Here is a 12,553-nt window from a genome sequence, read left to right as displayed (position 1 = left end):
GGTAGCCGGCTCGGGTAAGGTAGTTGTAACAGGGAGGTGTTTGGCTTTCTTTTAAACAAGCTCCTCGGGCCCAAGTACTTTAAAGTAGGGGCCAATATCCAGCCTTATGGAGGACATGGCAATCTTGATCATTTCTCTGCGATCTTCGAGTATGTCCTCCTTAGCTATTCCATGTAGAACCATATAATCTTCATATTTCCCGGTAATAAAGTCCTCTTTCCGTATACCTTCGTAAGCTCTACATAAAACTCCATGAAGGTTCTCTATGAATTGGCGGCGGCTCTGCATTGTTTGTCGGGGCCCATGCTCGACTTCGAGTTCATGAGCATGTTCATAGTTGATATTCACCAAGCAAAAATTTGTTTTGTTCTCTTTCCATGCTCTTGCCGCCTGGTTGAGTTCTACGATCAGGGTGAAGGGCAGGTCGGCAAACATGGGATTGTGGTCAGTGAAATCGAGAAATGCGTATCCTGCCCTAAGGTAACTGCTGGCTCTTTCAGTGAGGTCGTAACTATGAATATCACCGGTACGGATTGACTCGCTATCGGTATCCATCTGGCAGTTGAGACACAAAAACCCTATTTCCACTTCTGAGCTGGCATGGCCGCAAGCATTGCAAATAAGTAGTGTGCCGGGTTTGTCGTAGTCACTGCCAAAGTGTAAAAGCTCCTTTCGACATTTGGGGCAAATCAGGTCTTCACCTTCCCTGAAGTCAGCTTCGCGTCCAAGGTAGGCGCAGCTGAAATGGTGCAGATAGAAGTCTTCGGTAAGGTTAGAGGATCTGCATACCGCGCACTCTTCGCGGACATTAAACTGGGAACCTCCACAGCCGTTACAGATATGGCGTCGATCGAAAAACTTGCCCAGTAGAAATCCTGATTCGATCAGTTTTTCGCATTCCGTCACAACCGTCGGGCTATCGAGGATAATATTAAAATCAACAGTCGCTTTGGAGTTGGGACTATAGTGCGGCGAGAGACTTACGCCAGATACAAATAATCGCGCTAGTATTTTGTCGCTATCTTTCTGAGTGGTGTGGAAATCCAGGTGGACTTGCGCGCGCCGATAATGAAAGTCGTCAATAACCTGGCTCACAACGGGTATATCCTGCGCACTAAGCTTTGAGCAATCCAGATCTGCCTTCTCGCCGACTGTTCCAGTGAGATCAATAACCGGGAGTAGATACAAGCCACCACGCATATGCCATATATGCGTCAGGTCATCTACTGATGCTGGCTCCTCAATCAAAATAGCGTCTTTGGATTCACCGGTATGCGATGTCACCTTGGAGTCGCCGGGCCAGCGAAAAAAGCTATATTCGTCACTTAGAAAGGAGATACTGATTCCTCCACGCCTATATAATTTTTGGTGCTTGAAAGATTAACTGAGTGTTTTAGCTTGTTTCATGCCAGTTATACGTAATTGTGTAATCTGTGATGTATATGACGTCCTTTTAACTGAATAGATTGTTGAGTATTAAGAAAAGATAGGTGAAAAATTGGCAATAGGCAGGGATAGGTGTGTTACTTCACTGGCAGGGATTAGGAATAATTGTATGACATAAAAAATAGTCGTCATCTGGGGGTTAATTAATGAATTTATCAATAATGATATCAATCCAGTCAATCTTTAGGGTTATGGTAACTTTCTCATTCACCGGAAATTTTGATGGGTCAAGTAAGACTATTTTGGCCAGCTGATTGCGCGATGTGGGTTTGAATGTATTTTGGAATTCCTGGGGTAGTGCGGCTGAGAGGGGGATCATTTCTACAAGCACTCCTTTATCTTTAAAGCGCCCACCAGCAACCAACACCTCCATTCCAGGCTTGATCGCGAACTGATATTGATTGGGCAAGTAGGCAAGGACATAGGCCTCCCCGGTGTAGATAGCCATTAGTGGCTCTCCGGCATCATAAACATTGCCTACATGGGGAACCGATGCGCCCACCAGCCCAGACGTAGGGCTTTGAATAATGCCGTTGTTGTAATGTTCTTCCAGTTTTCTTAATGCTTGTTCTGAGCGGTAGAGCGCCTCGTCTACAGATCTACGTTTTCCTTCTAATGTGGCGCTTTCTACTTGAAGTTTTACCAGGGTTTCACTGGCCTCGAAGCTATCTTTCAGTACATCTTGATAGCCGACCTCGCTGACAACGCCTTTATCCGCAAGCTTATTAATTCTATTTACGATTCTTCCAATTTGCTCCTTTCGTTCTTGTGCTGGTAGTAATAATTTTTTGGCGGTTTCGGCTATTAAAGTAAATTCTGCGGAGATTTGCATCAAGTTGGCCTGTCGGTTGGATAGGTCCGCTATACGCTCCAACAACTCCATAGATTCGATCTTTAGTAGCAGTTCACCTTCCTTTACCATTTGTCCTTCATCAACAGCAACCTCTACCACTTTTACTAGATAGCCCATTTCAATAACGCTTTGATCGCGTAGTACTAACCCATCGCTTCGCAGTAAAAACCAGTCACCCCATATATAGCGAATAACGCCAATGCCAAATAGGATTAACATGGCTAAATATATTCGACGGCTTGCAGAACCCCGGGTTTTTCGCTGTTCACTTTCGAAACTATCAGGGCGTAATCGTTTTCGCAGAGCCTTCATAAAAACTACTCGCGAACACGATGGACTTTTAGTGGTGCGAAAGAATCTTTATAGGATGTTCTAAAAATCCACTCCTGCACATATGCGTAGAGTCGAACAACTCTCATGAAGTTTACATAAAAGATGCTGTAAGCTGGAATATAAGGCCAAAGGGGAAGTGATTTAACTTTTGGAGTCGCATAAGAGGCTAAAGCAAAGGTAATTGTATCGAGCGCAATTAATACAACCTGGGCCCCAGCCAAAATAAACCAGGCATTTTCGCCATAACGCACGAATAGCCAGATTAAATAGACTGGTAAAGCTATTGCGGCAATAACATTGAAAACCAGGAATTCATATTGGTGAAAAAACTCTTTTAGCTGCATTCCTTGGCGGAACGGATTAATAAAATGCAGGTACTTGCGATAGCGAAGACGAATAGCATCCCGCTCCCACCTAAAGCGCTGGCGCATTAGAACGGTGATGCTGGTGGGAACATCGGTATAACAAATCGCCTCAGGTGCAAATTCCACTTTCCAACCGTAATCCCGCAAACGAAAGGTGATATCTAAGTCTTCTCCTCCGCCGGCATCAAAGCCGCCAATTTGATTCATTGCGGATACCCTAAAAGCACTGAAGGCACCGGAGGCACAACACATTTGGTCGAGCATTGCCAGTGAGTGTCGCCCCAAGCAAATACTGATTACATATTCAATAGCCTGGAAGGAGCTGAGTATATTTTCTGTGGAGTTTCGGACAATTACATTACCAGAAACCACGCCAACCCTGGGATCTGCAAAGCCTTGCATCACGTATTTCATAGCGTGGCGATCGAAGGTGCAATCGCAATCAATTGATGCGATAAAGTCGCCAGTTGAAAATCTCTGTCCTAAGTTGAGGGCTGAGGCCTTGCCTCCACGCAGTTCTGTTGCATGAGCGCCATCCAAGCGGCCCTTGTTTTGCAGGTAGTGAATATCGTCTCGGGTTTTATCTGTGGAGCCATCGCTGATTGCAATTACTTCATAGGGGATATAGCTTTGTTCCTGTAAGCGCTCGCCGCACTTTTCAATAGAGTTTTCTTCGTTGTGACCGGCGATGACTGCAGTGAGTCTGCCCAGGGATTCAATGTCCTCCTCGTACTCTGGTTTTGTGGCGAAAAAGAATACCGAGGTAAAAAACGACATTAAATATCTAGGGAATTCCAATACCACCACGATCCAAAACATCGTAAAGAGGGTGGCGTAGCTCTGAGTGGCAAAGAAAGTAATTCCATCATCGATCATTTCCCACATTTAGGTCTGCTCCTGAATAAGCGAATACAGGCCCCGGCTATTGCTGTTACCTATCTGTGATGTGGTAGTGAACTTATTTGGAGAACAGCGAGTGTCTTGCGGCACTTCGCTTGGGTGGACTAGGGGGCGAGCATGGAAGGTTGGTCTTACGCTTGGCTTCCATTCACTGGTAAGGGCTATCAGCTCACTGCTTGTATAGGCTAAGCCCAATTTTGATACCCCCTGACTTTGGCCCTTTATGCTATAGAGCCTGTAAAAGAGACCTTGGCTCAACCAGAGGGGCAGCCATAAGTCTCCCTAGAAGGAAATGCTATCTCTGAGACTGTCAGTATAGTCCACGGTGGTTTGAGGTGTCGGGCAATGCAGAGCCCCAGAGCCAGCAGAGGCTCTGGGTTGATTTATTCGCTGCTAATAGGAAGGGGGGAATTCGGAGGCGGCGGTTCAGCCTTTATCGAACCTCAAGGTCCAGATTGTATTGAGCAACCACGCGACCTATGTAGCCCAGTTTTAGAAACGTCGCACTAATCACCATAAAGATATGTCCTGCGACCTGTGCGGGAATTGAAAACAGGTGAGACAGGGGATAGCAAATAACAATCGTCAGAATAAGCAGGGGAACTGACAGAAGCAGCGTAAAGTTACCGGCTTTTAGTAGAAGCTTGAAACGCTCACGCAGTAAGGGGTTTTCCGTATTCAGCATATCGGCCTCAGGTTCAAACGGCGTCAATCTATCTTTAGCAACTGCTATGCCAAATATAAATACCAATAAAAACAAGGGGTTATGGTTTATTCTTGGTATTTATGTGTCAAATTGACCTTTATGGTTGCTGTGTCATAATGACTCTAAAAGGTCTTTTGGACTGATTTGGCTATGGTAGATACCAACGCAACCTTACTGCTCGAAGTGGCTCTGGACCTGGCTAATAGCCTTAACAACAGCGATCGTTTTGAGCGTCTGCTCTCTACTATCCGCAAAGCGATCAAGTGCGATGCTGTTGCCTTGCTTGGGCTCAATGGCGCTACACTCACCCCTCTCGCAGTTCAGGGGCTTGCCCGAAGGACTCTGGGGCGGCGATTCCTGATTGATGAGCATCCACGGCTAGCGCAAATCTGCGCCTCGGAACACCCGGTCCGCTTCCCATCTGACTGTCAGCTACCTGACCCTTTTGATGGGTTGCTGTTGGATAGGGAAGGGGATCTTCCCGTGCACTCTTGTATGGGCTTGCCTCTCTATTCAGATAACCATCTGATTGGTCTGGTAACTGTGGATAGCATGACAGCAGATGCCTATGCCCGAATCAGTGATCGAACCCTTGAGTTGATAGCCGCACTATCTGCGGCCACTTTGCGCACAGCCCTCGAGCTAAAAGCCCTGTCACACTCCGCCGAGCATGCCGAGCAATTGGTGAAAGACCTAACCCAGCAGGCACTGGAGCGGGATGGAGGCGAATTAATTGGGGAGAGCGCGGAAATGCAGTCCCTGCGCAGTGAGATAGAGCTGGTGGCTGGGTCGGATTACAACGTGCTGATTCTCGGTGAAACGGGGGTGGGGAAAGAGCTGGTGGCCCGTACCGTCCACAGGTTGTCGACTCGCAAGGAGAAGCCCTTAGTCTATTTGAACTGCGCTTCCCTGACTGAAACCCTGGCGGAAGCTGAACTTTTTGGCCACTCAAAAGGGGCCTTCACCGGCGCAGATCGCGAGAGGCCCGGTAAATTTTTACTGGCGAACGGCGGCACTATTTTCCTGGATGAGGTTGGCGAGTTACCGCTTGTGGTGCAGAGCAAACTGTTGCGTGTATTGCAAAGTGGTGAGATTCAGCCGGTAGGTAAGGATACGGTGCAGCATGTAGATGTTCGTATTGTAGCGGCGACTAATAGGGATTTACGCAAAGGGATTGATAACGGTACTTTCCGAGCTGATCTCTACCATCGCCTCTCTGTATATCCCCTTGAGGTCCCGCCTCTATGCCGGAGGGGTAATGATGTTCTGCTGTTGGCAGACTACTTCTTGGAGCGCTCCCGCAGGAAGCTGGGTTTTCGCCAGTTGCGTCTCAGTACAGAGGCCACCAATAAGCTACAGCGATACGCTTGGCCGGGTAATGTTCGCGAGTTGGAACATATTATCAGCCGCGCAGCCCTTAGGGCCCGCAAAGGTAGCTCTCCAGAAGCTATTGTTGCCATTACTGCAGCACAAATTGAAATTCCCGATGACCTGGTTATTCAGAAGCCTCCGCACAAACCGGTAGAGTCGCTGTCTGAGGCTATTGATTTAAGGGGGGAAACGGAAAACTATCAGCGCGAACTCATTGGGAGTGCCCTGGCTAAGACCGATGGGAACTGGAGTAAAGCGGCCAAATTACTATCCGTAGACCGAGGGAACTTGGTGCGTCTCGCTAAAAGATTGGGCGTTTACATCAAGAAAGAGGTTGTTCGAGGTAAGTAATCTATATGAAGCAAGGGGTTGCAATGTTGATTAGCGATAAAGGATTACGGTTTGCGCTGGTTGTAGGGGTAATTTCCCTGACTATCGGCTTACTGGCATTTGCGTATAACTGGAAAATTATTGGTGGGGGTTGGCCGTATTTCGGTACATTTTTATTTCCAGGCAATCTTGTACTGTCATTCTTCTCTGAAGAAATAGATTTCTGGCCAAAGTTTGCGCTGCAGATGAGTGGCCAGTTTTTGGTTCCTTTTTTGGTTACGCTCGGTGTTTTCAGATTAAAGAATTGATTAAGAAAGCGGGCTATAAGGTAATTGAGGTATAAGTTGGGGCAGATAGGCTTCCCGAATTGATGAGCGCTGTGAACTTTGCTATCGGTAATATCGACACATCGTTCTCCAGCGCTCGATTAATTGATGTAAGAGGATTTCCTATTTTCTCATCACTCGGAGCCCATTAAAGACGACTAACAAACTGGTCCCCATATCGGCAAAAACAGCCATCCACATGGTTGCTTCTCCGGCAAAAGCAAGCACTAGAAAGACCGCTTTAATGCCCAGCGCCAAGATAATGTTCTGCCAAAGAATGTGGGCCGTTGAACGAGATAGTTGAATAAAAGTGGCGATCTTGCCCAGATTGTCGTCCATCAGGGCTACATCAGCGGTTTCTATCGCTGTGTCGGTTCCCGTTGCTCCCATCGCAAACCCTATATCAGCACGGGCCAAGGCGGGGGCATCGTTAATGCCATCGCCAACCATACCAACCTGGCCTTTTCCTGATAGAGCATCCACTTCTCTGAGCTTGTCTTCCGGCAGTAGGTTGCCTTCAGCCCGATCGATGCCGACTTGTTTGGCAATCGCATCTGCAGTGTGCTGGTTGTCCCCGGAAAGCATCAGTGTTTTCACGCCCAGCTTGTGAAGGCTCTCAATGGCGTGTTGGCTCGATTCCTTCACGGTATCGGCGACAGCAAATATCGCCAGAACGGAGTTCTCCCGGGTCAGCATCACAACAGTTTTCCCTTCTTCCTCAAGGGTTCCCAATTGGCGCTCCAGCTCGGCGGAGCAAATGCCTAATTCTTCAATAAGCCGGTGGTTACCCAGGTAGCACTGATCCCCTTGAATTCTGCCCCTGACGCCGCGCCCGGCCAGGGCTTCAAAAGTATCCACTTCTTGTAGGCGTTCGTGGGGAATCTGAGCAAACTCCAGTACGGCCCTGGATACCGGATGATCGGAACGTTCGGCTAGGCTCGCCGCCAGGGTTTGTACCTCTTCCGCGGGCATTGGCGCTAACACTTTAAAATCCGTGACGGTTGGCAGGCCATGGGTGATGGTTCCAGTTTTATCCAATGCCAACCAGCGAAGGTGGCGCCCCTGCTCAAGGTAGGCCCCGCCTTTAACAAGGATTCCGTGGCGGGTGGCCGATGCCAAGCCGCTTACGATGGTGACAGGAGTTGCGATCACCAGTGCGCAGGGGCAGGCGATTACCAGTAACACGAGTGCGCGATAGATCCATTCCATCCAGCTGCCGGCAAAAAGCAGCGGCGGTATTACCGCAGTAGCCAGTGCCACTGCAAATACCAGGGGCGTATACCAGCGGGCGAATTGGTCGACAAAGCGCTGGGTTGGTGCGCGACTACCTTGTGCGGCTTCCACCGCATGAATAATTCGGGCGAGCAGGTTATCGTTGGCTGCTGCTGTAGATTGGTATTCGAGTGCCCCGGATTCGTTGATACTGCCGGCGAAAAGTTCATCTCCAGGACCTTTGTCTACCGGAAGGCTTTCCCCGGTAATTGGGGCCTGGTTTACTGCTGAATTGCCGCGTATTACCTCCCCATCTAGAGCGATACGTTCGCCGGGGCGCACCCGGATGGTTGTGCCAACCGGAACAATCTTGGCTGACATGGAAACCCACTCGCCATCTGGCCCCTGTACGGTGGCGGTTTCCGGGGCCAGGTCCATTAACTCCCGAATCGCATTGCGGGCACGATCCAGGGATTTGGCTTCAATTAATTCTGCCAGGGTGAATAACACCATCACCATTGCCGCTTCGGGCCAGTGACCGATAAGCAGGGCGCCGGTGACCGCGATGGACATCAGCGCGTTCATATTCAGGTTGCGATTGCTGAGCGCGATCCAGCCCTTTTTGTAGGTCGTGAGTCCGCCGCCAGCGATAGCGGCCAAGGCCAGTATCATCACCAGCCAATTGTTCCCCCCCTGTAACCAGAATACGACCTCGGAGGCAATCGCCGCCAAACCGGCGGCGCCCAATAACCACCAGTTTGCATGGGTGGTCGGTGGCGCGGAATCGATGTCATCTTCCGTGGCCAGGCGTGCGTCCAGATCAAGAGGAGTTAGGGTGTTGAGGATCTTGCTCTCCATACCTGGCGCGTGGCGCACCTGTAGGATTCGCTGCACCAGATTAAAGTCCAGCTGGTAAATGCCCTGCATACCGGAGAGCTTGGCACGGATTAGCCCCTCTTCAGTGGGGCAGTCCATCTTGCTAATGGAGAACAGGGATAGGTCACCTTTGTCGCTGTTGTTATTGGTGTTTTGAACTGGTGCCATGGTTGCGGCTTGGGTTTCCCCACTGCAGCCACAGCTGGAATCGCGCTTGACCATTATTCACTCTCGGATAGATCAGTCGGTGAGCCAGTATTACAATCCCTCTAGTAACTATAGAGTCAAGAGGGAGTGGCATGGCTTACAAGATTGGTGAAGCTGCCAGGAAGGTTGGCTGCAAAGTGGAAACGGTTCGCTTTTATGAGCAGGCGGGGTTACTTCCCGAGCCCGCTCGCTCTGAGGGCAACTTTCGACTCTATTCTGACACTCACCTTGAGCAGCTCCGCTTTATTCGCCACTGCCGCTCATTGGATATTCCCCTCGATGATATCCGTACCTTGTTGCAGCTAAAGGAGCACCCAGCTGAAAACTGCACCGATATCAATCAGGTGATCGATGAACAGATTGTACGAGTAGACGCACAACTGGAATCGCTGAAACAATTGCGAGCCAGTCTGCTTACATTGCGTAGCCAGTGTGTAAGTGGTGAGGCGGAAAATACCTGTGACATTCTGCGGGAACTAATGGGTTGTAGTTGTCACGATCTCCAAGCTGATAAACAAAGAAGATAGTTAGCCTCTGAGGTAATTTTGATGGCTTTAAGAAAGTTGCGCATAACTTTTATCGTTTTATGCTGTTTGGGATTGCTGCTGGCCATCTGGGCATTTTTTGTTGAGCCTTCGAGTTTAAGAATCAAACAAGATCGGATCGAAATAAAAGCTTGGCCAAAGACATGTAACGACCTCAGGATAGCGGTGCTCGCTGATCTGCATGTGGGCTCACCCTATAAGGGGCTAGAGAGCCTGCGTAAATTGGTCGCTGCCGTTAACAAAAGTAAGCCCGATCTTATCCTGTTGCCCGGGGATTTTGTTATTCAGGGCGTTGTGGGTGGTTCCTTCGTATCGCCAGAAGACGCAGCGCGAATTCTCAAGGCTCTCAGAGCACCTATGGGGGTGTTTGCGGTGCTGGGCAATCACGACTGGTGGCTCGATGCTGAGCGGGTAGAGTTGGCCCTTTCGCAGAATGGCATCCCTGTGCTGGAAGATCGCTCCCAGCTAATTACAAAGGGCAGTTGTAAACTGCGGCTTGTGGGTATCAGTGATTTTTGGGAGGGGCCCCATGATATTGATAGGGCGATGAGCGATGTGCAGGATGGGGAGACTGTCTTGGCTTTTACCCATAACCCTGACATTTTCCCTCAGCTGCCTGCCCGTATCACTTTGACAGTAGCTGGGCATACCCATGGCGGGCAAGTTTATTTACCTTTTATTGGCCGCCCAATAGTTCCCTCTAGTTATGGAGAGCGCTTTGCGATTGGCTACAAGGTAGAGGAAGGGAGGCACCTTTATGTAAGCCCGGGTGTGGGCACCAGTATTTTACCGGTTCGGTTTCTGGTTCCTCCAGAAGTGACAATATTGGCTGTCTCCAACGGGTCTTCTTAGATACTTAATTTTCGCAGGATAAAAATTCAGGATGATTACGATAAAAAGGCAGGTATTGTTTGGTGACTGCGACCCGGAAGGCATCGTCTACACCCCGCGATTCTCACACTTTGCCTTGGAAGCCACTCATGAAGCCATGGGGCAGTTAATGGGCGGGCCGGCAATTGCCACTATGAAGACCTTGGGGTTTTTAACCCCGGTTAGAGCCTTTGATCTCGAATTTCTTAGCCCCGTTAGATGGGATACTGAACTCCGAATGGCCGTTGAAGTATCCAAAATCAGTAAGCATGCTTTCTCGTTTTTGGTGAACGGCTATGTAGCAGATGAGCGGCTGGCATTTCGGGCGACTATTACCTATGTCACCATCTCCGTCTCCACAAGGGAAAAGATACCGGTCCCGGATCACTTCAGGGAACTGCTCACACCGTCTTGTCCCCAGTTATCGCTCCAGGTAAGCGGCTGTCGCCATACCGCCAGCGGTGCAGACTCCAATAATTGCTCTATGGGCGTCGCGCCGGCCCAGCTCTAACAGGGTCGAACCGAGATAGCGGATGCCCGACATACCGTAGGGGTGGCCGAGGGCAATCGCACCGCCATTGACATTGGTAATGTCCCAAGGGGTTTTAAGTTCAGCCTGGTTGTAGAGGGTGGTGACGGCAAAAGCTTCGTGCAGCTCCCAAAGGTCAATCATATCCTGGGTGAGTTGGTGGTGCTTCATAAGCCGGCTAACCGCTGGCGCTACCGCAATACTCATTTCTTTTGGCGCTACTGCACCAAGCTGCATACCGCGAAACAGCCCCAGAATAGGCAAATTTTTCTGTGCTGCCAGCTCAGCATCCATCATAACGACGGCGGCGGCTCCATCAGATAGTTGGGAAGCATTACCGGCAGTTACTGTCCCCCCGGTATTCACGGGCTCCAGTGCAGATAGGGCCTCCATGGTGGTGCCGGGGCGGGGGCCTTCATCTTCTGACAGGGTAACTTTCAGGCGATTGGTTTCGCCACTCTCCTTATCTTTCACAGCCATCACCGTATCAAACGGCGTGATTTCCTCGGCAAACTTTCCGGCCTTTTGAGCTTCAGCAACACGCTTTTGTGACTCAACCACATAGCGATCCTGATCCTCGCGACTGATATTGTATTGATCAGCGACATAGTCTGCGGTTTGGATCATGGTCCACCAAACTGCCGGCACTTTCTTTTGTAAGGGTTCATAGACAAAATGGTTCAGGTTCAAGTTGAACTGCACCAGGCTGATACTCTCGACGCCACCGGCCACCCCAATTTGCATTTCGCCTGCGGCAATACGATTGGCCACAATAGAAGCCGCATTAAGGCCAGATCCGCAGTAGCGATTAATAGTAAAACCCGGCACCTGAGACCCAAAGCCAGCATAGAGCGCCGCGTTGCGGGCCACATTGTGTCCGGTGGCTCCCTCGGGCAACCCGCACCCCAACACAACGTCTTCCACTTCCTGTGGCGTCAAACCGGCCTTATAAACGACCTCCCTCAGGACATGGGCAGCCATAGAAATACCGTGAGTTTCATTTAGTGCGCCCCGCCGGGCTTTGGCGATGGCAGTTCGGCAATAGGCAACAACGGCGACATCTCTCATGGGTGTAGCTCACACGATCGGGGAGGGGATGTGTTTACATTAGATCAGATAGAGGGGCTTGCAGGAGGGGACATGAGCCACGAGTTGTTTTCTAGCGTTACATTGCCAGTGGTGTGGTTGTTTTGGAATCTAATTCCACCATGCTTGGCAGTTAAGGTAATGAGGGAATCTGCGGTACACGTGATAACCCACTGGCGGTGACTGATTCTATGAGTTTTGCATAAGAGAGAGGGTAGAACGCAAACCTATTAAAGAAGAGGTAGTGGGGTTAATTTCAGAAATGCCGATGATAAGCGGTGTCGCGTGACGGCTAGTTAGGTTGCCTCTGTTGAATTAAGGGAAAGAACAATTACTTATATATGGCCGAGGTGGTGGAGTAATAAATCAGGTATTGGTGGGATTGTCTCTAAATAAACACTGGGCACGCGAGGATAGAATAAGTGCGGAGAAATTTCTAGGTGAAGTTCTATCTAGTTTTTCTTTTGCCTATCTTGTGTTTTGTAAGCAGTATTTTATCCGAAGGGTATGAAATAGATTTGGCAATGATGAGCAAAATGGAAAAATAAGCAGTGCACTGAAGTTATATGAATGTTATGGGTAAAAAAGGTTAATGTTG

The 12,553-nt window shown here is 49.4% G+C and carries 11 protein-coding genes; 5 read left to right on the top strand and 6 right to left on the bottom strand.

Going from position 1 to position 12,553, the window contains the following annotated elements:
* Positions 1 to 51 precede the first annotated feature (51 nt).
* From ACJJIE_RS06585 to ACJJIE_RS06570, 4 genes are all read right to left on the bottom strand, one after another.
* The gene (locus ACJJIE_RS06585; RefSeq protein ID WP_282932990.1) at positions 52 to 1,284 is read right to left on the bottom strand and encodes a TackOD1 domain-containing metal-binding protein; all 1,233 of its coding nucleotides are present in this window, start codon (positions 1,282 to 1,284) and stop codon (positions 52 to 54) included.
* 301 nt (positions 1,285 to 1,585) lie between these two features.
* Entirely contained in the window at positions 1,586 to 2,611 is a 1,026-nt protein-coding gene (locus ACJJIE_RS06580; RefSeq protein ID WP_444894015.1) for an HlyD family secretion protein, read from the bottom strand.
* A gap of 5 nt (positions 2,612 to 2,616) precedes the next feature.
* Positions 2,617 to 3,882 carry a glycosyltransferase family 2 protein gene (locus tag ACJJIE_RS06575; protein WP_444894014.1) on the bottom strand — a complete coding sequence of 422 codons (1,266 nt, stop codon included), beginning with the start codon at positions 3,880 to 3,882 and terminating at the stop codon, positions 2,617 to 2,619.
* A 448-nt stretch (positions 3,883 to 4,330) separates the two neighbouring features.
* On the bottom strand, positions 4,331 to 4,582 hold the full coding sequence (locus ACJJIE_RS06570; RefSeq protein ID WP_444894013.1) for a hypothetical protein: 252 nt from the start codon (positions 4,580 to 4,582) through the stop codon (positions 4,331 to 4,333).
* Positions 4,583 to 4,753: 171 nt separating this feature from the next.
* Between ACJJIE_RS06570 and norR the strand changes: the two genes are divergently transcribed.
* Both norR and ACJJIE_RS06560 read left to right on the top strand, forming a co-directional pair.
* On the top strand, positions 4,754 to 6,325 hold the full coding sequence (gene norR, locus ACJJIE_RS06565; protein ID WP_444894012.1) for a nitric oxide reductase transcriptional regulator NorR: 1,572 nt from the start codon (positions 4,754 to 4,756) through the stop codon (positions 6,323 to 6,325).
* Between the two features lie 5 nt (positions 6,326 to 6,330).
* Positions 6,331 to 6,612, top strand: coding sequence for a hypothetical protein (locus ACJJIE_RS06560; RefSeq protein WP_444894011.1), 282 nt, complete (start codon positions 6,331 to 6,333; stop codon positions 6,610 to 6,612).
* 141 nt (positions 6,613 to 6,753) lie between these two features.
* Here ACJJIE_RS06560 and ACJJIE_RS06555 read toward each other — a convergent pair whose 3' ends face one another.
* Entirely contained in the window at positions 6,754 to 8,940 is a 2,187-nt protein-coding gene (locus ACJJIE_RS06555) for a heavy metal translocating P-type ATPase (protein ID WP_444894010.1), read from the bottom strand.
* Between the two features lie 77 nt (positions 8,941 to 9,017).
* Here ACJJIE_RS06555 and ACJJIE_RS06550 point away from each other — a divergent pair, with 77 nt between their 5' ends.
* The 3 genes from ACJJIE_RS06550 to ACJJIE_RS06540 are packed head-to-tail and all read left to right on the top strand — an operon-like array spanning position 9,018 to position 10,851.
* The gene (locus ACJJIE_RS06550; RefSeq protein WP_444894009.1) at positions 9,018 to 9,452 is read left to right on the top strand and encodes a Cd(II)/Pb(II)-responsive transcriptional regulator; all 435 of its coding nucleotides are present in this window, start codon (positions 9,018 to 9,020) and stop codon (positions 9,450 to 9,452) included.
* 21 nt (positions 9,453 to 9,473) lie between these two features.
* On the top strand, positions 9,474 to 10,322 hold the full coding sequence (locus ACJJIE_RS06545) for a metallophosphoesterase (protein ID WP_444894008.1): 849 nt from the start codon (positions 9,474 to 9,476) through the stop codon (positions 10,320 to 10,322).
* Positions 10,323 to 10,353: 31 nt separating this feature from the next.
* Positions 10,354 to 10,851: an acyl-CoA thioesterase gene (locus ACJJIE_RS06540; RefSeq protein WP_444894007.1), complete on the top strand. Its 498-nt coding sequence runs from the start codon at positions 10,354 to 10,356 to the stop codon at positions 10,849 to 10,851.
* On the opposite strand, the gene ACJJIE_RS06535 is transcribed toward ACJJIE_RS06540, so the two are convergent.
* Positions 10,762 to 11,937, bottom strand: a complete 1,176-nt coding sequence (locus tag ACJJIE_RS06535) for a thiolase family protein (protein ID WP_444894006.1) — start codon at positions 11,935 to 11,937, stop codon at positions 10,762 to 10,764. The two genes, ACJJIE_RS06540 and ACJJIE_RS06535, sit on opposite strands and share 90 nt — an antisense overlap.
* Between the last annotated feature and the right edge of the window lie 616 nt (positions 11,938 to 12,553).

The sequence above is a fragment of the Microbulbifer maximicatervae (SeqCode) genome (assembly GCF_052467325.1).
Note: the sequence above shows the minus strand (reverse complement) of the source record. Positions and strands in the feature narration are given on the sequence as shown.

Coding starts and splice junctions, on each gene's coding strand:
- ACJJIE_RS06540 (WP_444894007.1), top strand. CDS start 10,354: ATGATTACGATAAAAAGGCAGGTATTGTTTGGTGACTGCGACCCGGAA.
- ACJJIE_RS06545 (WP_444894008.1), top strand. CDS start 9,474: ATGGCTTTAAGAAAGTTGCGCATAACTTTTATCGTTTTATGCTGTTTG.
- ACJJIE_RS06535 (WP_444894006.1), bottom strand. CDS start 11,937: ATGAGAGATGTCGCCGTTGTTGCCTATTGCCGAACTGCCATCGCCAAA.
- norR (WP_444894012.1), top strand. CDS start 4,754: ATGGTAGATACCAACGCAACCTTACTGCTCGAAGTGGCTCTGGACCTG.
- ACJJIE_RS06550 (WP_444894009.1), top strand. CDS start 9,018: ATGGCTTACAAGATTGGTGAAGCTGCCAGGAAGGTTGGCTGCAAAGTG.
- ACJJIE_RS06555 (WP_444894010.1), bottom strand. CDS start 8,940: ATGGTCAAGCGCGATTCCAGCTGTGGCTGCAGTGGGGAAACCCAAGCC.
- ACJJIE_RS06575 (WP_444894014.1), bottom strand. CDS start 3,882: ATGTGGGAAATGATCGATGATGGAATTACTTTCTTTGCCACTCAGAGC.
- ACJJIE_RS06580 (WP_444894015.1), bottom strand. CDS start 2,611: ATGAAGGCTCTGCGAAAACGATTACGCCCTGATAGTTTCGAAAGTGAA.
- ACJJIE_RS06570 (WP_444894013.1), bottom strand. CDS start 4,582: ATGCTGAATACGGAAAACCCCTTACTGCGTGAGCGTTTCAAGCTTCTA.
- ACJJIE_RS06560 (WP_444894011.1), top strand. CDS start 6,331: ATGAAGCAAGGGGTTGCAATGTTGATTAGCGATAAAGGATTACGGTTT.